The following is a 25,155-nucleotide window of genomic DNA, read 5'->3' on the forward strand; positions in this document are numbered from 1 at the left end:
ACAGAGTGTCAATCCATGGAGATATTCCAATCAATCCCTTCAGGATACCAATTTCAAATGCTCGTGGCGAAGAAAATTCGAAGGTCTCCAGTGGTGTAACTAGCAGCCTGTCGGACTTGAGCGTCCGTAGCGAGGATTGCGAGAAATTGAGGATAAGAATTTCTGATTCCGAGGAGAATAGCGAGCTATTTGACGAGGGAGCAGGAATTTTTAGACCAATTTATCGCAACCGCAGTAGGACAGTCTTAAGTCCGACAGGCTGCTAGAGTCCGGACAGCAACGCATCATCCAGATTGTAGATATCCTGCCTGAAGCGGACACGACCACGACTGTCTGGCCAGGCGGTGAAGTAAACAAAATAAAGTGGAACAGGCTTTCTGAGTTTTAACTTGCCGGTCTCCGAAGTGGCTTGCAGAGTCCTTACTTCATTTTCCATTCCCTGGCTTTTAAGAATATTGCCAATTAAATGTTCAATATTTTCAACCCGGGTGCAACCGGAACTGAAGGCTCTGACAGATTGCTTGAAAAGATCCGGCTTGTCAGTATCATGCAGGTAAATACTGTAGGCATTGGGAGAGTCCAGCTTATATTTGCCCAGTGGATTCACCTTCCCCGGCTTCTGCTCCAGACGATAGGGAAAGACTCTGCGATTGTATTTTTTCCAGTTAATCGTGTCAGGATCCAGCTCTCTTGCAGTTGACTTCCAACTCTCATACACGGAAAAACCCTCACGTTTCAGGAATGCAGGATCTTTCTGAGCCCTCTTCAATATCGAAGTCGAGGAAATAGAGGTAGGTACCCGCCAGTATGGATTGACTGTAATACTCTCTATACTTTCCTGAAAAATCGGAGTCTGCCGAGAAGGCTTACCAACAATGGCGCGATAAAGCCTCTGTTTTCTTTGACTCGTCACCCAGGCCACATTAAAACCGGCAATATCCACCAGCACATGAGGATAAGGCAATGATCTGGGCATCCACCTCATTCGCTCCATATTCACCTTCAGGACTTTGATTCTCTGAAGGGTTAATGCAACCAGAGCCTGACGAGTGCGCTCGCCTACATATCCGTCTGCACGAATACGATACTGCTTCTGTAATGTCTTGACCACTGACATGTGGGATCGACTGTAATACCCTGTCGGCAGACGATCAGCCAGATCCAGATCAAATAACCATTGGTTCAGAATCAAGACGGAAGGATGCCGATCGCCTTCTTGCAGCACCATACTCGACGGAAAGTGATCAACAGCTGTCTCCAGATAGGAATAAAACCGTTGTAGTGCTCTCATGAACAACTCATATTGCGGCAGCCTGGGCTCAATCATATCAAGCGAGTTGGAGTCCATATGCTCTTGCAATACAGGCAAAGTAGCTGTGTCTGCAATTCTCCACCCAGGCTGATAAACCCTTCTGTCCAGTCGCCCGGTATCCAGATAAGCCGCAAATTCGTAAGCGACTTTTCGAACATTCTGCTCGGAGGGATCAATCGCCAGCTGCAACCACTGACTCTGAGGAAATTCAATACCATGCTGGGGCGCTGTCGACATCCAGCTGATCAACTGCTCACTGGAAGCAGCTTGTGAATACCCTTCATTCTTGATTCGGATATCAGGCTCAGAAGATGCTGAAGGGACTGATAACCAGTCCTCGGCGGACACGGCTGTAGCCAATAGGTTAACAAAAAGGTATGGCAACACTAACGATAGAAAACCACGCATGAAAGCTCCATTTACAGTGCAAGCCTCACTGCATCAAAGGCTTTCATCGAACAGAAAACATCTCGTACTTTTTTAAGAGTAGACAGCCTGAAAAATGGGTTTTTCTTTATCATCAGAAGGGAAAGGGAATGCCAGAAAACTGGCACTCGCTATTGGAAGAGCTAAAGGAATTAATAGACTCTTGGCTCCATCTCCAGCTCGACGCCAAACTTATTATGAACCTCAGCCTGAATATGTCTGGCCAGCCCCAGAAGATCATCGGGCTCTGCTCCACCATGATTGACAAGTACCAGAGCCTGCTTGTGATAAGTGCCTACCGATCCCTGACGAAAACCTTTCAGACCCGCCCTGTCAATCAGCCAGCCAGCGGCCAGCTTCCAGCGGCCTTCAAAGGGATAAGCAACGATGTCAGGGTAATCTGCCTGCACCTTCTTCAAAAGTGCTTCATTCACTACAGGATTCTTAAAGAAACTACCGGCATTACCCAGTTTCAAAGGGTCAGGCAATTTTTCCCTGCGAATATCAGAGACAGCATCACTGATCGCAAAAGCATCAGGGCTCCCGTCTGAGCGCCGCTCTAGTTTCTGCTGTAAATCGCCATAAGAGAGCCTGGGCGACCACCTGGCATCAAGAGCAAACGAAACAGACGTGATGATAAAGCGGTCTCGAGCTGATTGCTTGAAGATCGAGTCACGATAGCCAAACCGGCAATCCTCAAGAGAAAAGCTTTTCAGTTCTCCGGACTGGATATCCAGTGCTTCCAAACTCCGGAAGTAATCTTTGATTTCAACGCCATAGGCACCAATGTTCTGAATCGGTGCTGCTCCTACACTCCCCGGAATCAGGGAGAGATTCTCAAACCCGAAAGCCTGTTCAGACAGAGTCCAGCGGACAAACTCATGCCAATTCTCACCCGCTCCCGCAGTCACAGTGACACATTCATCTTCTCGGGAGATGACCTTTTTGCCAGGAATATTGATATGGACAAACAGAGCCTCCTGATCACCACTTAACACCAGATTACTACCACCACCCAGAGGAACAAGGGGTAGATTCTTTGTGCTTGCAAAAACAATGGCCTCGCGGAGATTCTCAACCGAAACGGCATCAACGAAATAACGGGCATTGACTCTGAAACCAAAGGTGTTCAGAGTCTGGAGGGAATAATTTTCAAGAATTCTCATGAACTACCGCAATTCACTCCGATCATGATGTTTGATGTGCTCCAACAGTGACACCCCTCCTTTCTCAACCAGAGAGAGCACTTCGGTAAAACCCTGTGCCCCACCATAATAGGGATCAGGCACTTCACGTTCAGAAACATCACTGAAAGACAGAAAAAGTTGTACTTTGTGGCGGTAATCAGGCGGGCAGATATCCAGCAAATCACCGAGATTACTCTCATCCATGGCCAACACATAATCAAACTCTTCAAAATCAGAGATTGAAACCTGCCGTGAACGAATAAACGACAAGTCATAGCCCAGACGTGAAGCTTCTGCCATTGACCTGCCATCGGGCTCTGCTCCCTTGTGCCAGCCACTGGTACCGGCTGAATCCACCCCGATCTGTCCAGATAAACCGGCCTGCTCCACTAAATGAACAAACACACCATGAGCGGTGGGAGAACGACAAATATTGCCCAGACAGACAAAAAGTACCTGAATCATCCTTTTACCCTTGCTTGACTGCCAATCAGGAAATATCTGCCAGCCTGTTCTCCATGAGCCCCCTGATCACTTCAAGATCGTCTTCCGTATCAACCCCGTGGGGAGGTGTCTCCATGGCGTCGGCCACATGAATACGATGACCATTCCAAAGCAGTCGCAACTGCTCAAGCGACTCAACGGACTCAACCGGACTCTGTTGCCATTGCACGTACTGATTCAACAGGTTGACACGATAAGCATAGATACCGATATGGCGTCTGAAAATATCCACCTTGGGCAGAGCTTTACCACTGTCAGCAAACTCATCTCTGGCCCAGGGCACAGGAGCACGACTGAAGTAAAGAGCAAACCCTTCATGATCAGTCACTACCTTGACCACATTGGGATTAAACAGATCTTCCCGATTTCGCACAGGCTCCGAAAGAGTTGCAGCACCCGCCGAGTCAACCTGTATGAGATTATTAGCCACCTGATCGATAACTTTTGCCGGAATCAGTGGCTCATCCCCCTGCACATTAACAATCACCTCATTGTCACCCATCTCATAAAGGCGGGTCACCTCCTGAAGCCGATCGGTTCCGGAGGGATGGCCGGAGAGTGTCATGCAGGCCTCGGCATCGAAACTTTCAGCCACTTTGACAATACGCTCATCATCCGTCGCGATAATGACGCGATTGGCGTGACTCTCACAGGCCCGCTCATAGACATGCTGAATCATGGGCTTACCACAGATATCAATCAGCGGCTTGCCGGGCAGACGACTGGAACTGAATCGGGCAGGAATAACAACAGTAAATGCAGCATTGGAAGCACTCATCAGGCTGACGTATCCTCTTGGGAAGGTGTCGCTCCGCCACCTTCAAGCCGCTCATCAGCAGTCAGGGTGCGGGCTTCGTTTTCCAGCATAACAGGAATACCATCACGAATGGGATAGGCCATGCCGCAGGGACGACAAATCAGCTCAGCCGCTGATTTGTCGTATTTCAGATCGCCCTTGCAGTGGGGACAGGCCAGAATCTCAAACAGCTTCTTGTCCATGGGTATCCTTATCAGGCCGACTCTGCGGCCCATGAGTTTCAATCAGTGTCAGAATTCGTTCAAAAACCGACTCAGGCACCTTTGCCTGGACCGGCAGAAACCAGAAACGGGATTCTGCGAAAGCAGAGCATTTTACTGCATCCTTGGCCGTCATGATAACAGGCAGATTGTCCCGAAACTGAAAATCTTCTTTCCTGAACCCATAATGATCGGGAAAAGGATGGGGAATTACCTCGTATCCAAGCTTTTCCAGCGTTTTGAAAAAGCGCTCCGGATTACCGATACCTGCCACGGCATGTACTTTTCCGGAGGCAGGAGGCTGGTCTGTATTTTGCCCATTGACAGGCTTGAGTGCACCTGGCTCAAGGGAAAAACGTTCAGAGTGACAATCCAGCGTCCCGGAGGGCTCGCCATTGATCAGCACCTGATCCACTTCCCTGAGTCTGTCCGGGGGTTCCCTGAGAGGTCCGGCAGGCAGAACGAGACCATTACCCAGCATTCTCTGGCCATCAATCACCACCAATTCAACGTGGCGATCAAGATTATAGTGCTGAAGACCATCATCAGCGATGACCAGATTACACTTTTTCTCTTCAATCAACGCTTTCGCTGCTGAAACCCGATCCGGGTCAACCATAATCGGGATATTCAACTGCTGAGCCAACATTACAGGTTCATCCCCAACCAGAGCAGGATCAGAGCCAGGCAATACTTCCGCGGGTAAATGAATGCCCTTACCGGCTCCAAAGCCCCTACTGGCAATCCCGGGCTTGAATCCCTGCTGGATTAATTTTGCCACCAGACTGGCTACAAAAGGCGTTTTACCTGTGCCCCCTACCGTAATGTTGCCAACGATAATAACAGGAACAGGCGACTGCCAGCGCTCTGAGCGCTCTAGCTTTACCCGGCGGCTTTGGGCGATTCGAGCGAATAAAAAGGACAGTGGAAGCAACAGTCGGGTCCAGCACCCACTGCCGTACCATGACTTGAGAACCGAGTCACTGAGTACCGCCTGCCAACGACGAGATTCCTTGCTTTCCATAGGGGGGGTCAGTCGCTCTCGTAAGAAAAAAATGCCAACGCAGTCTTTAGTGACTGCGTTTGTACCAGAGGTAACAGGCCTTTCAGGCTCATTTACCGTTACTGTTCCGATTCTACCGGTTTGCGCGTTGTCATGCTGAGGTTGGCAAAACCGAGCTGACCGGCAGCATCCATGGCGGTGACCACTGACTGATAAGGTGTCTTGGCGTCTGCCGTAATAGTAAGAGGCAGATTGGAGTCTCCCTCACTGACTTTTGCCAGGGCATTTTTCAATGTGTCCAAACCACTGTTCACAAGAGACTGGCCATTCACCGCATAATTACCTTCACGGCTGATGGTAATTTCCACCTGAGTTTTCTCAACAGACGCGCTTTGCTCTCCACTGGCTTCCGGTAAATCAATGGCTAACTGAGTCTCTTTGGTGAAGGTCGTCGAGACCATAAAGAAGATCAGCAACAGAAAGACCACATCAATCAGCGGTGTCAGGTTCAGCGAGACTTCTTCCCGGGACTGGCGACGAAATTTCATCACTTGCCCTCGCGGTCTTTCAGCTTACGCTCTCCCTGGAGCACTTCCACCAGCTTGGTGGCTTCCTGCTCCATAGTCACCACCAGTTCATCCACACGACGGGTAAAATAACGGTGAAAGATCAGACTGGGAATCGCAACGGTCAGACCAGCTGCAGTGGTGATCAGGGCTTTGGAGATCCCCCCTGCCAGCACACCGGCATTTCCTGTACCTTCCAGCATGATCACTGTAAACACATCAATCATACCAATGACCGTGCCCAGCAGGCCCAGCAAAGGGGCAATGGCAGCCACCGTTCCCAAGGTATTCAGATAACGCTCCAGCTCATGGATAACCCTGCCTGCCTGTTCCTCAATACTTTCTTTCATGATATCGCGGCCATAGCGGGCATTACTGATGCCTGCAGCAAGGATTTCACCCAACGGAGACCCACCCCTCAAGCCACTGACTTTCTTGCTGTCCAGATCATTATTCTTTATCCACTTCCAGACCTGAGACAAAGTATTTCTGGGTGCAATACGCGACGGTCTGAGCGTCCAGAGACGTTCAAAAATAATCGCCATGGCAATGACAGAACTAAGCAGGATTGGCAACATCAGCCAACCACCGGATTTCACCAACTCGAACACAGCCCATTCCCTTCCAGAAGCCTGTTTAATAGAAAGACTCTATCATAGAGCATCGGCTTAAAACCACGCACACATGCGTCTCAACTCTAATATTGCTAACAACCTAAGTGCAAACATTGGACAGCCCCTTCTCAGCGCCACCAGTATCTGGCACTTTGACTTTTGTACTTTTTCACGGTCTCAGGCTCCTTCCCCATAACAAAACTGAGGGTTCCTGAACTGGCCGTGTTGAAGAGAGCCGCTCCCAGTTGTTCAACCCGGCTCAGGGTTTCTGCCGTCGGGTGTCCAAATGGATTTCGATAACCCGATGACACCAATACCTGTGATGGGTTGACCTGGGATAGAAACGCCTTTGAGCCTGAAAAGCGGCTGCCGTGATGGGGAAGCAGAAGATAATCTGCCTCAAGATTTTCAACCTGACTGATTAAATAAGACTCGGTTTTTTTGCCAATATCGCCGGTCAGGAGCAACTTTTCAGTGCCGGCTGTCACTTTCAAAACACAGGATCGCTCATTATCAGAAACCGATAATCGGCTGCCTGACAAAACCTCGAACGCCACTCCATCCCATTGCCATTTCATTCCGGGCAGACAGGGGCTCATTGCCCCTTCAAACCCGGCAACTGCAGAGCCTGAAATAATCTCTGCTTCAGGGAATCGCTGATGAATCAAGTCAAGCCCACCAGAATGATCATTATCACCATGGGAAATCATGACACGGTCCACCCGGTCAATACCAAAGCGATTAAGGTAAGGAACAATGATACCATCCACCGAGTTGAAACGGCCTCTGGAAGCCACTCCGGTATCATACAGCAGTGTGTTTCGACGAGTTTGCAAGACCACTGCAACACCCTGCCCCACATCCAGTACGGCCACTTTCACTTCACCTGTTTCAAGATAATCCTTGATGGGGAAAAACAGAGGCAGAAGAAAAAAGGGGAAAAGCACCCTCAACCCAAGCCCTCCGGGTGAAGCCAGAATCAATACGGCTACTGCCATCAGGAGAACTTGTGTCAGTCCTATGCTGACCTCGGGTATGAAGACTGGCAATGAGGATACAGCGGCCAATCCCATGTCCCATAACCTGAAAGTACCATCCAGAAAATGAAGAATCCCGTTAGAGAGCGAAGTAAAAACAGGCTGAAAGGCCAAAGCAAGAAAAGCTGCAGGCACCACCAGCAGCCCCATAACAGGAATCGCAACGAGATTAATCAGCGGTGAAAACAGAGATACCGACTGCTCATTGAATAACAACATGGGAGCCAGCATCAGGAAAACCAGCCATTGAGGTCTGAGCCAAAGCTTCGACCTGGCGCCCATACTGACATCGTCATCAGCTTTCATGCAAAGCCGTCCACAACAGCCGTAAAGCAAAATACCCACCGCCGAAAAGGAATACCAGAATCCGGCACTGGTTATAGCCAGAGGCTCGATAGACAATACGACACAAAGCGCCAACAGGAACAACGTCAGGGGTCTGGCTTTAATACCCAGTAAAGGGCCCGATAATGCCAGACCGGTCATCACCAGCGCTCTCTGAACCGGTACCGTAAAACCTGCCATAAAGGCATACATCAGGGCAAACAAGAGCCCTGCTCCAGCCGCATATCGGGGTAAGGTAATCTTCCTGAGAGGAACAACGCCTGTTTGTGCCAGCATCATCATTAGCCAGTAACCTACAGCCGCCATAAGACCTATGTGCAGTCCCGAGATCACCATTAAATGAGTTGTACCCGTCTGATTCAACCACTGCCATTGCTGCTGAGAGATTCCTGACTTGTCACCAATTAACAGCGCCGATAACAAGCCGGCAGAATGCTCGCTGCAATGTTGATAGAGCCAGTTTCGCACAGCACTTCTAAAGCGGCTTCTGAAGAAAACCATGCTATCAGAAGTCGCTATTTTTTCGCCTGTTTTGACATAACCCGTAGCCTGAATGTTCTCTCTGGCTGCCCAGGCCTCTCTGTCGAAAGCCCCAGGACTTCGATTGCCCTGAGGGTGCTTGATCCGAACCTGTAATTTCCATAACTCTCCAGCCTGAACTTCAGGTGCCCGGTACCAGCTGAGTCGAATCTTTTTAAGATACCCGGCAGTCTTTCCCTCCAGCGTTTTCACATTAAAATCAAAGCGGGTAAGATGTGGATGATAAGCAGGAATATCAGAGATAAATCCTGTTACTATCATCGCTCTGCTTTCTTGCTCAGTGTTGATCCAGCTCTTCTTAAGCCCATCAGCATGTAAAAATCCTGTAAAGATTCCGATCAACCCCAACCCGGCATAAAGGAGAATAGGCACCGAAAAACCATTCAGGAGATAACTAACACCTGGCAAAATGCTCCGAAGGCTTCGATAGCCTTTATAAAATCTCCGGAATCTCAACACTCTGTTTAATGGCACAGAGTCTGGGGTTTGGACGACTCCAGCCTCCATGATGACATGCAGCAGCCCGGTTATAATCAACAGCACGCCCAGGACGCCGATAACCCTGATAGACATATCGCCTGGTATTGTCGGAAAAAGAACCGTCAGCACTATTCCCGATAAATAGCTACAGTATGCTGTGGGAAGATAGATAGTGTGTTTCATTTAATCAGTGCATAATGTCGCGCTTTTTGCAGAGAACCCAACGTCAGACCCAAGATCAGTTTAACGTTTGGATCAGGCTCTCAGCATAGTCATCAAGATTGGATTATGCTGAAAGGTATGCTGGTTAGATGGCTTTCAACCAACCAATTCTGCAAGGCAATGACAGGCTGAGTGGTAAATGCTCACAAGATTGCCTGATCAAAACAACCGGAGACGACCGACTTTTAAGGTGTGAATCACTAAACTCGATTCGCTAATTATGGAACGGTATTTCCACACTGAAGACTGGAAATCAGTCTCAGATCAGAGAAAGAGTACAGTTAAGGGACATGGCGAGGAAACTGATAAAACGCTATCTGCCGGATCCGGGAACCATCAAGGGCAACCGCCATCTTCGGTTTCTGGGCAGCACTATCCATGACGCCAACCTATGGCACCTGAATCGTCGCTCTGCAGCCAGCGCTTTTTTTGTGGGTGTGTTTTGTGCCTTTATCCCCATCCCTTTCCAAATGGTTGTGGCTGCTGCTATGGCCGTGGTATTCCGCTGCAACCTACCCCTCTCGGTAGCTCTCGTCTGGATCACCAATCCGGTCACTATGCCAGCCATATTTTATTTCACCTATAAGGTGGGATGCTACATTCTGGATGTCCCCATCAGCGAAACCCCTTTTGAGCTCTCGGCACATAGCCTGGGTGTTGAATTGGCCAGAATCTGGAAACCCCTGTATCTGGGCTCATTAGTTACCGGTGTTATTCTGGGTTTTCTTGGCTACCTGCTGATCAGGCTATACTGGCGCTGGAATGTCGTTCACAACTGGCGCCAGCGACGCAAACGTACAATATGCAAAAAGTCATAGGCCCTTCTTTGCCCAAATGTCCCTTATGGACATTATTCCAGTCCGGGGTATAAAGGGATAAATTTCACTTAAAATGCGACATTTTTATTCTATTACTATGGACAGGAGATCGCTGTCTTCCTATAGTTATCGCCATGAGTTAGAGCACTCACCTTTCGAAAACTTTTTTTGACTCCTCGGTAATCCAAATACTGCCATGCAAAGAAGCTTCCAAAAGCGCAAGCCAAAGCTGGAAGGTCGCGGTGTGCTTGAGAACATCAGCACCGAAGGCCCACACAGTGACTGGCTGGGTATGCCCGATTATTACATCCACACACTGACCATATCCGATGATGAATATAAGTACCTCTCAGCCGACAAGACCTTAGATGTCAATGTGGGCGATACTGTCGTCTTCCGCTATAAAGAGCAGAGCAATGAAAAGCGTATCGACAAACGTTCTCTGGGTATCTACATTGACCCAAGCCAGTATATGAGCGACAACTGATCGGTACTTTCTGAGCTGCACTTCCACTGAAGTGCAGTTTGTGCGGGGCTCCGCTCCATATAGCTCTCCTTCCAGCAAGCTCCCCATTGATACACCGGATAAAGTTCAGGGCTGTGGCTGCATGCCCAACCATAAGTCTCACATCATCATTATTACTAGGAGCCTGACCGAGAATAGCGCCCGTAGCGAGGACGGCAGAAAATTGAGGATGAAAATTCGGTTTTGTAAGGAGAATAGCGAGCTATTTGACGAACAAAAGCGGATTTTCAGACCAATTTGCTGCCGCCGCACGACTGCATGGATGCAGGAGCTAGAGCAACGCAGGAGCAGTTGCCGCGTAGGGCAGTCTATTCTCGGTCAGGCTCCTAGCCATCCATGGCTCCACTCTTATTCTACGTAAGGATATGCAAGGGTCATTCGATGGTTAGAAAGCTTTATAGTCACCTTTGATTGCCATGAAGGATCATACCTCTCCACAACACCTCGCACTGTCAGATAACTCTTAGAACCCTTTCCTATGAATTCACCATTAATCTCTCCACTTAGCGTCTTCCCATGAAGATTGATGTTCTGAAACCAAAAGCTGAAATGGTTGCCATTGCACAGGTTGGCCAAATCCGCTGAGTTACCATAGGGATTGACCAAAAAATACTCTTCTCTGCCATCAGGAACCAGTTGCAGGGTCAAAACCATGAGACCGCCAGGATTCACATGCAGTTTCAGGAGGAGTTTGTTAATGCCTATGTTATGCAATTTGGCCAGATACTTAGCATCAAGCCTGTAGGTCCCTGCTGGAATGGCGCAGGGAGTAATCGCCTGTCCAAATACATGCGGCGGAGGCATTGTGTCGTAGCCAGGATAAGGTGGGAACTCAAAGCCAATGGCAAAAACCAGCTGTGGAATAGCCCATAGGCTGTACCAGTATCTTTTCATGATATATTACCCTATCGTCAGGAATCAGAGCGTTAATGCGTATCGACGAGATTCTTCAGGATAGGCGAAAGGTAAGGTCTGCTGTGCTATTACAGGGTGTTTATTATCGCCTCGATCAAAAACCACTGAATTCTGGCGTAAATCCATCAGTACCATAGTCATCACTCCGTTGGCGATGCCGCCCGGTGCGTGAGGGTGGTTGCTGTCGCAAAAGTGCTATAAATTCTTCTGCGTTTTTATTGGATAAAGATTCCAGGAAAACAAGCTGATGATAAAGAACTTTTCTGGACAGGGGTGAAACTCCATCTTCGCGACAATAGATGTTTAATTGCTTCCAATCCCTTAAAATCCCCTTATCGTTACCATGAATAAAAAGAGGATGACTACTTGTGAAGCTCATTGCCTGCCTGGCTATGTTCGCACTACTTTCAGGCTGCACAGGAATTCCCGAACGCGTAAAGCCAGTAAAACCTTTTGACATCGAAAAATATATGGGCAAGTGGTTTGAAATTGCCCGACTGGATCACTCCTTTGAGCGAGGACTGAGCCAGGTCACTGCTGATTACACCTTACAACGGGATGGTTCTGTCAAAGTGATCAACTCTGGCTACTCTGAAAAAGACGATGAATACCATCAGGCAACAGGCACGGCAAAGTTCGTTCAACAAAGTGATGAAGGCTATTTAAAAGTCTCTTTTTTTGGCCCCTTTTATGGCTCTTATGTTATCTTTGAGCTGGACCAGAAGGGCTACCAGTACGCTTTTATCAGCGGTTATAACAAGAATTATCTATGGCTTTTGTCCCGAACCCCTGAAGTGAGCCAGAAGTTAAAAGAACAGTTCATCCAGCAATCCGGTAAGCTCGGATTTGATACTGACCAGTTAATCTGGGTCAAACAGTGATAGTCAGAAACTGAACTGTCAGGGCTGAGAATGCTTCTCGCAACTTTCTCAATCCCTCGGCTGGCAGTGTAGCCACCGATACCCAGCTGGATCATGCTTAACATACTCAAATATCTGACACTCCCCGCTACTCGCTTCGCTCTGGGCGAGGGTTCTTGATTGCTCAAATTACCATTGGTCGCCAGCACGGTCGCAATCAGCTTTTCAGACTTGCAAGTTAGCAATATTGTCTATAATCGTGCCATCAATAAAAAAGAGAACAACCGATGGAACACTACAAAGAAGTCTTTGTTTGGCAAATATTATTTATTGCTTGCCTGCTTTTTCTTTCCGTAAACGTTTTAGCTAATCACACATGTAATCAATGTGATAAGTCAGATCAGGAATGTGACTGCCCCAAGGCTGAGGCATTTAGCCCAAAAAATTTGATTGATATGACAACACTGAGATTGCAAAGCTCAACAGGTATTAGTCCCGATGCTAAACTGCCCTCTCATCTGAGTATTGGGTTTTATCAGGCATTAATGCCAACCTCAACCAGTGGCTCGCCTGAAACCCCAGCTCTCACTTTGCTGTTCAACACACCCCAGGATCAAAGCCTGATGGCAGGGTATCTCAATGCCATGGGTGCTCTGTTAATAAATGACAGTCAAGGTACTGAAATAGACCCAAATTTTGTATTTGCCATTCAGGACAGGGAAACTGTACAAGGTGATATACAAACTCTGGAGTTTCTGCAGGCTACAACTTTTAATGATCAACAACTTAATGATTCGCGTCATGAATTTATTCCTGAAGAAATAACTGAACTTGGCCAACAAATCCGTAATTGGATTAACAACAATCTTCGACTGGAAATAAACTCCTACCATTTTATTTATTTTCAAACGAAAGATTACAGCGAAGTAAAATACGGAATCTTTGTCTCAGCGGTTGGGAACATTTACTTTATTGCCAAGTCTGGCGTTCATCAATTCAGGGATGGAGGCACTCTTTGCCTTCATTTACACGCAATGCTCTACCGTTTTAAAGTTCGGCAGGTAAGGTATGCAACAAACTTCTTCAGGCGCAACTACTCACTTCTACGTTAAAAGACAGTTGTTCTGTGATTCCTATAAACTGCATTAAGCGCCAATGGTATACCTTGCCAAAGTTCAACTACCGGCAACAAGCCTAAAGCAAAGACGAAAAGAAAAATTCTAATGCAGTAGCTCAAGATACGTTGAGTGATAAGGAAAGAAAATAATAGTTTGTTTCTACAGCCTGTATATAGCATTTTTTAAGGCTCACTTAAATTTATCAAATCATCTTTGAGATGAAAATCAGTGTAGCTCTTCCATTGCTTCTTTGTACATTTCAGCAGATTTCAGAACTTTTGATTCGCATATCTCAATGGGAATCCCTTTTCGCTTTAAAAACTCCAAAGATAAATGAACTACCTCATATGCATCAAAACCAACAAGAACGAATGCAACTATTTTTCATCATTTATCAAACAGTAATTGCACCGTTTTCATAGGCAAGAACTTACGCGCTCGACTACTTTCCTTCGTTAAGGATTCAAAGCCAAACTGTTCATAAAAGGCCGCAATGTTATCGTTCAAACAATCAACAATAACAGCATAAGCCCTCATATGAGCATTAATGTCGTATAAGTGCTCAAGAGCTTTGATCAGAGTAATCTTAGCAAGCCCCTTATCTTTGAAGCCTTCGTGAGCCGCAAGTTGTGCTAACAAAAAAACAGGCACAGGTCTGCACGCTGAGAAGCCTGATCAGCACCTGAAATACAAGCGTGCTTCCACTCCTTGACTTGTTGAGGATAAAGCCCTTTTTTACGGCAGTATTCACTTAACTCTGTTTCTGACAAAGCAGCGGTTTCAACGACCACGGCAAATTTGCTTTCAGCAGACCATTGTTCTGATTTTTGTTCGTTCCCTGGCACAGGTAATCCTTTGTCCCGTCGCTTTTTACGCCAATTATACAGAGTTTGTTCGCTGACACCTTCCTCTCTGGCAACGTCCGGTACAGAGCAATTGTGTGGTGGTAACAGTTTTTTCAAAACAGCTGATTTACGTTCCTCTGAAAAACGAAGCATATTCAACGTCCATCGCCCACTGTCTAGCTTTTATTGGTTAATCAGTGAGCGGGACAACTATCCTGACACCGCGGGTTTAGCCCCTGCCAGCAAGTCTAACAAGGGCTAGCAGCCTGTCGGACTTAAGCGTCCGTAGCGAGGATTGCAAGAAATTGAGGATAAAAATCTCTGTTTCTGAGGAGAATAGCGAGCTATTTGACGAAGAAACAGGGATTTTTAGACCAATTTATTGCAACCGCAGCAGGACAGTCTTAAGTCCGACAGGCTGCTAGACTCTGGTAACTGGCGCTGTTGGCGGATAAATCAGGCAAGCTCTTCATCATTGTGAAGGTCAATGATCGAATCGCTTCCTTCATTCGCCCGGGTTTCTTCGTTCCTGCTGGCCGCAAGACGACTCAAATATTCACTGTCGATACCGCCAGCAATGTATTTACCATCAAAAACAGAACAGTCGAAGTCGGTAATCTCGGGATTCAACGAAGAAACGATCTTCTTTAGATCATCCAAATCCTGGAAGATCAGACGATCTGCCCCGATTTCCTGCTCAATTTCCTTATCAGTCCGATCGTAGGCTATAAGCTCTTCTGATGTCGGCATGTCGATCCCATAAACATTGGGATAGCGAATCGCAGGGGCAGCAGAGCTAAAATAGACTTTCTTGGCACCACTGTCTCTGGCCATTTCAATAATCTGCTGACAGGTTGTGCCTCTGACAATAGAGTCATCAACCAACAGCACATTCTTGCCTTCAAATTCCTGTTGAATCGCACTGAGTTTTTGACGAACGGATTTTTCCCGGACTTCCTGACCAGGCATAATGAAGGTTCGACCGATATAGCGGTTTTTAACAAAGCCTTCTTTGTAAGGAAGCCCCAACCGGTTGGCAATCTCCAGTGCCGATGTTCGGCTGGTATCAGGAATGGGCATGACAACATCAATATCGTGCTCTGGCCAATCTCTGAGAATCTTGTTGGCAAGGATCTGCCCCATTCTCTGATGCGCCTGGTAGACAGAAATACCATCCACAATTGAGTCAGGGCGAGCGAGATAGACGTATTCAAACATACAAGGGTGCTTGGTGCCCTGGACACACTGGAAGCTGTGCAGCTGATTATTTGAGTCTATAAATACCGCTTCGCCTGGCTCAACATCACGGATTACTTCAAAACCAGAGGCACTCAGGGCGACGGATTCAGAAGCCATCATATATTCTGTGCCTTTCTCGCTTTCTCGTTTACCGTAGATCAGGGGGCGAATACCATAAGGGTCACGAAAACCAATAATACCGTGACCATTGATCATAGCAACGACAGCATAACCCCCTTCACAACGCTCATAGACGCGACGAACCGCCTGAAAAAAATCTTCCGGACTGGGCTGCAACTTGCCAGACTGTTCCAGTTCATGGGCGAAGACATTCAACAGAATCTCCGAATCAGAACTGGTATTGATATGGCGAAGATCTGCTTCAAAGAGCTCTTGCTTGATGCTCTGGGCATTGGTGAGATTTCCGTTATGGGCAAGGGCAATCCCATAGGGAGAGTTCACATAGAAGGGCTGGGCTTCGGCTGAGCTGGAAGTACCCGCAGTAGGATAACGAACATGAGCGATGCCCATATTCCCTACCAGTTTTTTCATATGCCGGGTTCTGAAGACATCACGGACCAGCCCGTTATCTTTTCTCAGATAAAAATGCCCTCCCCCCAGAGTTACCATTCCGGCTGCGTCCTGCCCCCTGTGCTGAAGCACGGTCAGCGCATCGAACAACAGCTGGTTAACATTCACTGTCGCCGAAATACCGACAATTCCACACATTTATCACATCCTCAGGCTGGATCAGCGGCTCTAAAGCTATGGCAGGTTAACCTGAAAATCAGCTCTCCCCGCATTTTATGCTTTTGGCTGTCTTTAGAGCCTATTTTTTCTCAAGAGTTCATTGAAAGCCCCACCTGGACGTTTGCCTGTTCCCGGAAAGCTTTCAGAGATTATTTCAACCAGCTTGCAGCACAGGTCCAACCCACTGGACCACTGTTTGCCTGGACCAGTCTGCAAGCAGCAAAAAGTGGGGCAATAATACCGAATCTTGCCATGCTTCGTCATTCTCTAATGGGGCAAATGTCATTAATCCCACCACAAGCACCACAAGCAGGCAGCCTCTGAGCCCCCCAAAAACCATACCCAGCACCCTGTCAGTCCCAGTAAGGCCAGTGGCTTCCACCAATTCTGCAAACAATCGATTCACTAACCCACCCACCAGTAGGGTTGCGACAAAAAGCAGGATTGATGCGGAAATTACTCTAACTGATGGGGTCTCTACATACTGGGTCAGCAAGTTGGCAACACTGCCGTTAAAAGTCCAGGCTACAAAAATAGCCACTACCCAGGTCAGAAGAGAAAGGACTTCCTTGAAAAAGCCACGTTTAAGGCTGATAAGAGAGGACACAGCAACTATGGCCACAATGACCCAGTCGATCCAGGTAAACGTCAAAGGAAAACTCCTGCATTAGTCTTTATTCAGGTCAGATTATCGGTTTTGGAACAGGTACTCAACACACAAAAAAGCCCGTCTCTATGGACGGGCTTTTTTGTGTGTTGAGTACCTACTCTTCAAAAATTATTCTGGATTCGTTTTTCTTCATAAAGGCTTCACCGATGAACTTCACCTGATCAAGGTCATCCATATTCTTGTAAGGACCATGTGCTTTGCGGTGTTTTACTATCTCTTCTGCTGTTCGTCGGCCTACACCTATAAGCTTTTCGTCCAGTTCTTGAACGGTGGCTGTGTTGACATTAACGACCCATTCTTTTTCGTCGCTATTGGCAAATGAGCCTGCAGAGAACATCAAAAGACTGGAAAGAGCGAGGGCTGGGAAAAAATTATTCATAATCAAACTTCCTTATTGATTATTTAAATTTGGCTTCGGATATTTCCAAAACCGTTATTTCCAGTTTTAGACTGCTTTTAGAAAAAGCTAAAGCAATAAATTTAAATAAATCTTCTCGCTTCCAGTAATTTCCCGTAAGTCACTGTTTTTTCTGCATCCAGTTATGATGTCGACAATGTACCCAATTAAAAATCCATGTCAGTATTCTGACCATTTTCAATAGACTCATTAGACCGCCTGGGAAAATGACAAAGACTCTATTGGATCTACTCTATTGGGCGCATAGAGCTAAGAACGGTTCCCTAATGGTCAATGATATTTGAGGGATTGCCTCTCTTGTCGTGAGTCAGACTGTCTGGACTGATCCATCCAATCCACCACATCAGAGGTTGGATTAAAACCATTCACACAGCTGGAAAGCAGATCTCTTAGATCGGTAAAACGCCCACTCCTTGCCACTTCGAAAACAGTTTCCAGGGCCAGCCTATAGTTATTCCATAATTCTTTGCTTTCCATAGCAATACTGATTTTAGGATGACTGGTACCTGTCACATTGTCTCCAATCAACAGCTCTTCATAGAGCTTTTCACCGGGGCGTTCCTGTGTAGACAATTTCAATATCGCCTTCAGGGTTACCCGCTGAGTATTATAAACCGCATCATAAGACTTACCGTGATCTTTATACGACCACATTTTTTTCCATAACACTTCATCATTGGTGGTGACCATGCCACCTTCACCGCCGGTGGTCATAATCTTGTCCTTGCAGAATGATCAGGCACCGATGTGGCCAACACTCCATGACTTTATTGGACAACACTACACGGCTGAACGCATCGGCCTCTTCCTGCGTATAGGAAGGTCAGGGGGAAAAGGGCTGTTTAGCATGTTTTTTTTCAAACTGAGTCATTAAATTAATGGCAAATCTCACTATCCGCTTCCCGTAGACCGTTATCTGAAAAAGATAAGAAAAAATGCTTAACGGGTTAAGGACAACGGGAAACGAACAGCGGCTTTATCTGGACTACTATGAAATACCAAAAGGATTGACGGTAAAAATTGCAAAATCTCAAATTGAGATATAAGGTTAACAATGCATATCATTGCAAAGCGAAAGTTCTCTGAAGCGGCAAGAAAGTACCCGCAGCACGCCGGGGCCATTATGGAAACCTACCTGGTATTGAATAAACGCAGCTTTGTGGATATTCATTCCTTAAAACAGATCTTCAAAACGACAGAGCGTTTTCGTTATGACAAAGATGCCTATGTCATCGATATTGCCGGTAACCACATCCGGCTGGTTGGCATTGTTTACTTTAAGAATCAGAAGCTCTTTGTAAAGCACATTGTTGACCACAAGGGCTACGATGAAATCACCAAACGCTGCCGAAAAGGAGGAAGTCTGTGAACCTGAACGATTCAAAAGGCATGGCCGAATTAACCCGACGTTTTCAGCATTTACTGGAAGTTGCCCCCTTTCTGGAAGGCATCAATAACGAAAACGAATATCAACAGGCCCTAGATGCTACGGAACTGCTGTACAGAACCATCGGCGATAACCCGAATGATCCCAGAAATCTCCTTCTGGATATGATCGCCCAGAAAATAGAGCACTATGAATACCAGACAGACCCGGTGCTTTCCCAGTGGGACCAACAGGATGGCACAATTGCCCTGATCAAAGTATTAATTCGCCAGCACGGCCTGACTCAGGCCGAACTGCCTGAGATCGGCAGCCAGGGTGTTGTTTCGGAAGTATTAAACGGCAAGCGACCGCTGAACCTGCGACAGATGCAAAGCCTGGCTAAACGGTTTGATTTGCCGGTGACTCTTTTTCTGGAGCATGAGGAGCATTGATTGTCGTTGTTCTAAACAGCCGTCTTTTCAGACTCTAAATATTCATCAACGGATAACAGTGGATTTTTCGTAGCATTTTGTATCTGGCTCACCGATCATTTCAAAAATATGAGCCGTTCAATATGGACAGGGATTAAGCAAACATCATAGCAAACGACAGCTCAATGGTAGTTCAAAACTCCTCGCTCTGGTTTTGATTCAGCTTGTCTGGACTGATCCATCCAATCCACCACATCAGAGGTTGGATTAAAACCATTTACACAGCTGGAAAGCAGATTTCTCAGATCGGTAAAACGCCCATTTCTTGCTACTTCGAAAACAGTTTCCAGGGCCAGCCTATAGTTACTCCATAATTCTTTGCTTTCCATAGCCATACTGATTTTAGGATGACTGGTACCTGTCACATTGTCTCCAATCAGCAGTTCTTCATAGAGCTTTTCACCAGGGCGTAATCCTGTGTAGACAATTTCAATATCGCCTTCAGGGTTACTTTCATCCTTCAGGGTTAAGCCAGATAAATTAATCATACGCTTTGCCAGGTTGGCTATTTTGACAGGCTTCCCCATATCCAGCACAAAGACCTCCCCTCCGCTGGCCATCGCACCGGCCTGAATCACCAAAAGTGCAGCCTCAGGAATCGTCATAAAATAACGATTAATGTCTGGGTGAGTCACCGTCACAGGGCCACCGACCCGAATCTGCTCACGAAACGCTGGTATAACTGAACCACTCGAGCCCAATACATTTCCAAACCGCACCATTGTAAAACAGGTATTAACGGGTATTTTTGTTTCTGGCCGAAAGCCAAACCTGTCGGAATGGAACAGATTCACCGAACGTTCATCAGCCAACCCCTGCAAAGCCATTTCTGCCAGACGCTTTGAGGCACCCATAACATTGGTGGGACGTACCGCCTTATCAGTAGATATCAGAACAAAACGTTCTACCTGAGCAACAATGGCGGCTTGTGCCGTATAAAGCGTACCCAAAGTATTATTGCGTAAACCTTCTTCAATATTTTGTTCAACGATAGGTACGTGTTTATAGGCAGCAGCATGATAAACCGTATTCACAGCAAATCTTCGCAAGGTCTCAATTAATCGATCCGGATTGTTGACCGAACCCAGCACTGCCGCAAGCTGAACCGCTTTACAGTCATTGGTACTCTTTTGCGTCTTTATCAAATCCTGCTCAACAGAATATAAGCTGAACTCACTGTGTTCATAAAGCACAAGACATAAAGGTTTCTTTTTAAGAATCTGACGACAGAGTTCAGAACCGATAGAACCTCCTGCCCCAGTCACCATGACAACCTTACCGGTGATACATTTCTCCAAAAGCTCTTGCCTTGGCTCTACCTCATCTCTTCCGAGCACATCACCAATATCAACTGGCTGAATTTCCTGCATTTTCATGCGACCGCTGGCCAGGTCAGCCATCGCGGGTATAGTTCGAATAGGTAGACCATGTTGTTCAAGAGTATGAACTATCTCCATTCGTCTTTGCCTGCTCGCAGAGGGAATAGCCAGTAACACCTCCTGAACACCTGTCTCCTGAACCATCTGCTCGAAACTTAAGGGTCGGTAAATGCGCCTCCCTTGAATAGCACGACCAGCATTGTCCTTTTTGTCATCTAAAAAAGCGACTGGCTGGTATTCAATCCCTTTGTCTAAAGCGGACATTACCTGCACACCTGCAGCACCTGCGCCATAAATGGCGACAGGAACTCCCCGGCGTGAGTGGCGTTCCCTGCGTGGAAAAAATTCAGGAAAAATATCTGCTATAGATTCCTCTAATAACCAGCTTCTGATCAGATAGCGAGAGATAATCATTGTCGGTAGCAAGAGGAGCCAATATATAAAGGGTATGGACCGGGGAAGATGAGCCTGACCGGAAAGAAACCCAGCCAACATCAGGCAGATAGCAGCATAGGAACAGGCTTTAAAGATGACGATAAGAGAGTCTGAGCCCATGTACCGGAGGACAGCTCTATAAAGTCCCATTTTCACCAGGAAGGGCAAAGTGACCGCTATAGCAATGATAAACGCAGGATAATATCGAGTGAATGAATCCACCATGCTCAGGCGTATATAAAACGCCATCCATAGACAGAAGATTATTGCTATTGAATCGAATAGCAATGCGACCAGCCGTTTGCCTGAGCGTGGGAGTGAGAGCAGTGTGTTGCGCATTTTTATCAAACCCAAAGGTTAAAGTTCGACTTGTGAGGCATGGCGCATAACCTCGCGAAGAACTTCCAGAGTTTTATTTATTTCGCCATCTTTTAGGGTTGGATGAACAAGAAACATCAGACTACTCTCTCCTAGTTCTTGAGCTACTGGAAGTCGTTGCGCCGGTTGAAGCCCGGTATTGTCAAATGCTTTCTCCATATAAATTTCTGAACAAGAACCATGCAAGCAAGGAACACCTCTGGATTGAATTTCAGCAACAACCCTATCTCTTGTCCAGCCTTCTTTTAGTTTTTCAGGCTGAACAAAAAGGTAATATTTATAGAATGCATGTCTAATATACTGCGGAACTTCAGGTAGCCGCAAAGCTGCAAATTCTAGAGACACCTCTCTTATAGCTTCTGCATTGGCCTGACGTTTCCTGTTCCATTCTGGCATCCTTTGAAGCTGAATACGGCCTATAGCTGACTGCATTTCTGTCAGCCGCCAGTTGGTACCGAATGACTCATGAAGCCACCGAAAGCCCGGCGGATGCTCAGTATTGTAAACCGCATCATAAGACTTACCGTGATCTTTGTAAGACCACATTTTTTTCCATAAAGCTTCATCATTGGTCGTCACCATACCTCCCTCTCCGCCCGTTGTCATAATCTTATCCTGACAAAAAGACCAGGCACCAATATGGCCAATAGAGCCAACACTTTTATCCTTATATGAAGCACCATGAGCCTGAGCACAATCTTCAATTACAAACAGGCTATGGCGGTCAGCTAAATCCATAATGTCGTCCATCTCACAAGGCCAACCTGCCAGATGTACACAGATAACAGCCTTCGTTTTAGGTGTTAGAACCTTTTGAATGGTTTCTGCAGTTATATTCTGGGAGTCTCGGTCCACATCAGCAAATACTGGAATAGCACCTGACAAAACAATAGCACTGGCTGATGCAAGGAAAGTACGGGATGTAACAATTACTTCATCACCAGATTTGATATCCAGAGCTTTCAAGGCAAGTTCAAGAGCTAGGGTTCCGTTAGCTACAGCTACAGCATGTTTTGCGCCACACCAACTAGCAAATTCTTTTTCGAATTCTCGACCTTGAGTTCCAGTCCAGTAGTTAACTTTATTAGAGAGTATGGTTTGGGTGACAGCTGAGGCCTCTTCTTCCGTGAAAGAAGGCCAAGGAGAGAATGGAGTATTTAGCATTTAAAGAGTCTTTTATTTTAAGACGAAGTATATCTTATATTAAGAGTACGACTTATAGATATCCCAAGACATTTTTAAGGAAAAAAAATGAATCTATTTTTATATGAGCTTGAAAAGCCTGATCTACATCCATCGAACAGTACTCACCTTTCTCAGTCAATATCTGAATGGTTTTCCAACCAAGACGATTTGGCGTCACAAAGTCTTTAGTAGGGTTATCACCGACATAAACGCATTCTTCAGGCGCAACATTTAAAAATTCTTCTGTTTTTTTGTAGGAGATCTCATGAGGCTTCCAATACTCCTTACCAAGCACATCTGTAATGCAGATATGATCAAAGTAAGTACCAATATTGAGTGATTCAATTTTTTTCTTCTGAGCGACCTGATAGCCATCAGTAATTAATGCAGTTTTATAGAATCTTGATATGTAATCTAAAACTCTCTGTGTCGTTTCGTCTAACTTAATATCAGGGTTATGATTTCTATAAACTGAAACTAACAGCTTTATAAAAGCATCATCATGTGAAAAGCTTAAAGATTCCAAGGCTTCATTGAATACATACCCTCGAGAACCCTTAGAAAATAACAGACTAGCCACTTCATAGAAACCTATCAAATTATAATTCTCTGTAAGAAACTGATCAACAGCCTTAAATCCACTATCTACATACCTATGTTCTGGATATAGAGTGTCATCCAGATCAAAAACTACTGCTTTAATCAACGGATATCTTCTCCACGGACAATAATCTCATCATCATAACGAAGCATAGCCAGATCATCCTGCCAGGCATCCTGCCGGGCTTCACATACCTGATCGGTGAGCTCCTGAATAATCCATTTTGGGAAATCAGCACCAGCATGCAAACTGAGAGGGTGACCACCACCGAAACGAGGGTTAATCTCAATAAAACAGATTCGACCATCTGCTTGTTTAAAGCATTGTACCGTCATACAACCTGCAGCATGAGGCAACTTGGCTACGACATTATTTACTGCTTCGATAATGTCAGCATCGTTAACGGTCAAACCTTTACTGACTTCCCCTGCTCTTGTCTCCAGGCGCTTTCGGGGCACAACACAGCGAACTTGTCCATTAAAATCTACATAGGCATCACAGGTATATTCATCTCCCTGAATGTATTCTTGGACAATGGCATTTTTCACATACTGCCTGAAAAAGTGCAGTTCTTCTAAACTGTTCACCTTATTAACACCAATACTGCAACTTCCATCCCAAGGTTTTACAAGCAAAGGGAAGTCCGATGCATTCAGGTTCTGAATCTCGTTTTCAGAGAACACCTTGGGAGTATCAATTTCGTTATCAGTAAAAAATTGCCAAGTATTATTCTTATCGAAACAGATCTCATTGGTTGCAGGATCACAGACTAATACCTCTGTACCCACATCTATGAACTTGGCTTTATGTTGTGATAGCAAAGTCAGGTCTGTATCGATAAGGGATATCAACAGACGAATCTTCAACCTCTCACAGAGAGATAACAACTCAGGAATATAATCAGGTGATGACACTCTGGGAACTTGCACACGGTGATCAGTAACAAAAGATGCCGGGGCTGACTTACCAGCATCTGCAGCAAAAACTGCCCCGGTAATTCCCATCTCGTACAGCGTTTTTTTAAAATGACGGATCAGGGAAACACGCCGACCAGCAGCAGAAAAAAGTATATTAAATTCGCTCATAGAATATCGATATTTAATAATCAGCACATGTAAAAGTCTGGCTGACAAACAGCAGAATAGGAAAGTTAAAGATCAACTTTATTCTTACAAGTATTAACTTTTAAATCGTTAACCTTTTCATTTTTACGAGAAGCAGCCAACGAGCAGTCAGTAACATCTTTCTCAGTCGTAGACTAAATAACATCGGTCTTATTTCGGATAACGGAATGCGGATCACGGACAACGCCCGAAGAGCTTCCCTCAAAAAAAGGCATAGTCGCATGATCATCCGCACTAATCCCTTCCCGCAAAACCACTTTCTTGACCGTTAAAAAAAGAATCTTGATATCTAGCCAGAGCGACTGGTTATCAACATACCAGACATCCAGCTTGAACTTTTCATCCCATGAGATGGCATTACGACCATTAATTTGTGCCCAGCCGGTAATGCCTGGTTTTATCTCATGACGACGATACTGCTCTTTGGAGTAAAGAGGTAGGTACTGCATTAACAAAGGTCGGGGCCCCACAAGACTCATATCCCCTTTCAGTACATTCCAGAACTCCGGCAGCTCATCCAGACTGGCACGGCGCATAAAGCTACCAAAAGGTGTAATTCGTTCAGCATCAGGCAATGGTTTACCATCGGGGCCATTGGCATCCCGCATTGTTCGGAATTTAACCATTTTAAATGGTTTGCCATCCTGACCAGGGCGTATTTGGCGGAAAAAAACAGGCCTCCCCATCTGTTTTGCGACTTTCCAGGCAACAAAAATCATGATTGGGAAAAACAAAACAAGTGCAACACAGGCCCCAAAAATATCTAATATCCGCTTTAACATGG

Annotated in this window: 26 protein-coding genes and 2 pseudogenes; 6 read left to right on the plus strand and 22 right to left on the minus strand. The window is 46.1% G+C overall.

Annotation, left to right across the window (positions count from 1 at the left end; translation table 11 throughout):
• Nucleotides 1-262: 262 nt before the first annotated feature.
• The 9 genes from P6910_RS14500 to P6910_RS14540 form a co-directional block, all read right to left on the minus strand.
• Nucleotides 263-1,720 (minus strand): L,D-transpeptidase family protein, encoded by a 1,458-nt coding sequence (locus tag P6910_RS14500; RefSeq protein WP_317141995.1) that lies wholly within the window; start codon nt 1,718-1,720, stop codon nt 263-265.
• Between the two features lie 170 nt (nt 1,721-1,890).
• Nucleotides 1,891-2,904, minus strand: coding sequence for a UDP-N-acetylmuramate dehydrogenase (murB, locus tag P6910_RS14505; protein ID WP_317141996.1), 1,014 nt, complete (start codon nt 2,902-2,904; stop codon nt 1,891-1,893).
• 3 nt (nt 2,905-2,907) lie between these two features.
• The gene (locus P6910_RS14510) at nt 2,908-3,390 is read right to left on the minus strand and encodes a low molecular weight protein-tyrosine-phosphatase (RefSeq protein WP_317141997.1); all 483 of its coding nucleotides are present in this window, start codon (nt 3,388-3,390) and stop codon (nt 2,908-2,910) included.
• 25 nt (nt 3,391-3,415) lie between these two features.
• Entirely contained in the window at nt 3,416-4,207 is a 792-nt protein-coding gene (kdsB, locus tag P6910_RS14515; RefSeq protein WP_317141998.1) for a 3-deoxy-manno-octulosonate cytidylyltransferase, read from the minus strand.
• Complete coding sequence (locus P6910_RS14520; protein ID WP_317141999.1) at nt 4,207-4,428, minus strand: Trm112 family protein; 222 nt, start codon at nt 4,426-4,428, stop codon at nt 4,207-4,209. The genes kdsB and P6910_RS14520 overlap by 1 nt, the downstream gene beginning before the upstream one ends.
• Complete coding sequence (gene lpxK, locus P6910_RS14525) at nt 4,409-5,470, minus strand: tetraacyldisaccharide 4'-kinase (protein WP_317142000.1); 1,062 nt, start codon at nt 5,468-5,470, stop codon at nt 4,409-4,411. The genes P6910_RS14520 and lpxK overlap by 20 nt, the downstream gene beginning before the upstream one ends.
• Nucleotides 5,471-5,568: 98 nt before the next feature.
• A complete protein-coding gene (locus P6910_RS14530; RefSeq protein ID WP_317142001.1) occupies nt 5,569-5,997 on the minus strand; it encodes a biopolymer transporter ExbD in 429 nt (142 codons plus the stop codon).
• Nucleotides 5,997-6,626: a MotA/TolQ/ExbB proton channel family protein gene (locus P6910_RS14535; protein WP_317142002.1), complete on the minus strand. Its 630-nt coding sequence runs from the start codon at nt 6,624-6,626 to the stop codon at nt 5,997-5,999. Before P6910_RS14535 ends, P6910_RS14530 begins: the two co-directional genes overlap by 1 nt.
• 131 nt (nt 6,627-6,757) lie before the next feature.
• Nucleotides 6,758-9,214, minus strand: coding sequence for a DNA internalization-related competence protein ComEC/Rec2 (locus tag P6910_RS14540; protein WP_317142003.1), 2,457 nt, complete (start codon nt 9,212-9,214; stop codon nt 6,758-6,760).
• A gap of 329 nt (nt 9,215-9,543) precedes the next feature.
• On the opposite strand from P6910_RS14540, the gene P6910_RS14545 reads away from it, so the two are divergent.
• Both P6910_RS14545 and P6910_RS14550 read left to right on the plus strand, forming a co-directional pair.
• The gene (locus tag P6910_RS14545) at nt 9,544-10,071 is read left to right on the plus strand and encodes a DUF2062 domain-containing protein (RefSeq protein WP_317142004.1); all 528 of its coding nucleotides are present in this window, start codon (nt 9,544-9,546) and stop codon (nt 10,069-10,071) included.
• 196 nt (nt 10,072-10,267) lie between these two features.
• Nucleotides 10,268-10,558, plus strand: coding sequence for a hypothetical protein (locus tag P6910_RS14550; protein ID WP_317142005.1), 291 nt, complete (start codon nt 10,268-10,270; stop codon nt 10,556-10,558).
• Between the two features lie 387 nt (nt 10,559-10,945).
• On the opposite strand, the gene P6910_RS14555 is transcribed toward P6910_RS14550, so the two are convergent.
• Together P6910_RS14555 and P6910_RS14560 are read right to left on the minus strand one after the other, a co-directional pair.
• A complete protein-coding gene (locus P6910_RS14555; RefSeq protein ID WP_317142006.1) occupies nt 10,946-11,491 on the minus strand; it encodes a hypothetical protein in 546 nt (181 codons plus the stop codon).
• 115 nt (nt 11,492-11,606) lie between these two features.
• Nucleotides 11,607-11,972, minus strand: a complete 366-nt coding sequence (locus P6910_RS14560; RefSeq protein WP_317142007.1) for a hypothetical protein — start codon at nt 11,970-11,972, stop codon at nt 11,607-11,609.
• Nucleotides 11,973-11,982: 10 nt separating this feature from the next.
• Here P6910_RS14560 and P6910_RS14565 point away from each other — a divergent pair, with 10 nt between their 5' ends.
• Nucleotides 11,983-12,393, plus strand: a complete 411-nt coding sequence (locus tag P6910_RS14565; protein WP_317142008.1) for a lipocalin family protein — start codon at nt 11,983-11,985, stop codon at nt 12,391-12,393.
• A gap of 266 nt (nt 12,394-12,659) precedes the next feature.
• Nucleotides 12,660-13,484 (plus strand): hypothetical protein, encoded by an 825-nt coding sequence (locus P6910_RS14570; protein WP_317142009.1) that lies wholly within the window; start codon nt 12,660-12,662, stop codon nt 13,482-13,484.
• Between the two features lie 393 nt (nt 13,485-13,877).
• Here the strand turns inward: P6910_RS14570 and P6910_RS14575 are convergent, their stop codons facing one another.
• From P6910_RS14575 to P6910_RS14600, 6 genes and pseudogenes are all read right to left on the minus strand, one after another.
• A complete protein-coding gene (locus tag P6910_RS14575; RefSeq protein WP_317142010.1) occupies nt 13,878-14,129 on the minus strand; it encodes a hypothetical protein in 252 nt (83 codons plus the stop codon).
• 29 nt (nt 14,130-14,158) lie between these two features.
• Nucleotides 14,159-14,488 (minus strand): annotated as a pseudogene (locus tag P6910_RS14580) (transposase); the annotation flags it as partial.
• Between the two features lie 303 nt (nt 14,489-14,791).
• Nucleotides 14,792-16,303 (minus strand): amidophosphoribosyltransferase, encoded by a 1,512-nt coding sequence (gene purF / locus P6910_RS14585; protein WP_317142011.1) that lies wholly within the window; start codon nt 16,301-16,303, stop codon nt 14,792-14,794.
• A 175-nt stretch (nt 16,304-16,478) separates the two neighbouring features.
• Entirely contained in the window at nt 16,479-16,976 is a 498-nt protein-coding gene (locus tag P6910_RS14590) for a CvpA family protein (protein WP_317142012.1), read from the minus strand.
• A gap of 112 nt (nt 16,977-17,088) precedes the next feature.
• Nucleotides 17,089-17,373: a ComEA family DNA-binding protein gene (locus P6910_RS14595; RefSeq protein ID WP_317142013.1), complete on the minus strand. Its 285-nt coding sequence runs from the start codon at nt 17,371-17,373 to the stop codon at nt 17,089-17,091.
• A 639-nt stretch (nt 17,374-18,012) separates the two neighbouring features.
• A pseudogene (locus tag P6910_RS14600) lies at nt 18,013-18,168 on the minus strand (DegT/DnrJ/EryC1/StrS family aminotransferase); the annotation flags it as partial.
• Nucleotides 18,169-18,466: 298 nt separating this feature from the next.
• On the opposite strand from P6910_RS14600, the gene P6910_RS14605 reads away from it, so the two are divergent.
• Nucleotides 18,467-18,781, plus strand: coding sequence for a type II toxin-antitoxin system HigB family toxin (locus P6910_RS14605; RefSeq protein WP_317142014.1), 315 nt, complete (start codon nt 18,467-18,469; stop codon nt 18,779-18,781).
• Nucleotides 18,778-19,230, plus strand: a complete 453-nt coding sequence (locus tag P6910_RS14610; protein ID WP_317142015.1) for a hypothetical protein — start codon at nt 18,778-18,780, stop codon at nt 19,228-19,230. The genes P6910_RS14605 and P6910_RS14610 overlap by 4 nt, the downstream gene beginning before the upstream one ends.
• A 161-nt stretch (nt 19,231-19,391) precedes the next feature.
• Here P6910_RS14610 and P6910_RS14615 read toward each other — a convergent pair whose 3' ends face one another.
• The 5 genes from P6910_RS14615 to P6910_RS14635 all read right to left on the minus strand — a co-directional run bounded on the left by P6910_RS14615 (nt 19,392) and on the right by P6910_RS14635 (nt 25,153).
• The gene (locus P6910_RS14615; protein WP_317142016.1) at nt 19,392-21,422 is read right to left on the minus strand and encodes a nucleoside-diphosphate sugar epimerase/dehydratase; all 2,031 of its coding nucleotides are present in this window, start codon (nt 21,420-21,422) and stop codon (nt 19,392-19,394) included.
• Between the two features lie 18 nt (nt 21,423-21,440).
• Nucleotides 21,441-22,625 (minus strand): DegT/DnrJ/EryC1/StrS aminotransferase family protein, encoded by a 1,185-nt coding sequence (locus P6910_RS14620; RefSeq protein WP_317142017.1) that lies wholly within the window; start codon nt 22,623-22,625, stop codon nt 21,441-21,443.
• A gap of 52 nt (nt 22,626-22,677) precedes the next feature.
• Nucleotides 22,678-23,352: an HAD family hydrolase gene (locus P6910_RS14625; protein ID WP_317142018.1), complete on the minus strand. Its 675-nt coding sequence runs from the start codon at nt 23,350-23,352 to the stop codon at nt 22,678-22,680.
• The gene (locus P6910_RS14630; protein ID WP_317142019.1) at nt 23,349-24,332 is read right to left on the minus strand and encodes an ATP-grasp domain-containing protein; all 984 of its coding nucleotides are present in this window, start codon (nt 24,330-24,332) and stop codon (nt 23,349-23,351) included. Before P6910_RS14630 ends, P6910_RS14625 begins: the two co-directional genes overlap by 4 nt.
• 173 nt (nt 24,333-24,505) lie before the next feature.
• Nucleotides 24,506-25,153: a sugar transferase gene (locus P6910_RS14635; RefSeq protein ID WP_317142020.1), complete on the minus strand. Its 648-nt coding sequence runs from the start codon at nt 25,151-25,153 to the stop codon at nt 24,506-24,508.
• Between the last annotated feature and the right edge of the window lie 2 nt (nt 25,154-25,155).

The organism is Endozoicomonas sp. 8E (assembly GCF_032883915.1).
Classification (GTDB): Bacteria; Pseudomonadota; Gammaproteobacteria; order Pseudomonadales; family Endozoicomonadaceae; genus Endozoicomonas_A.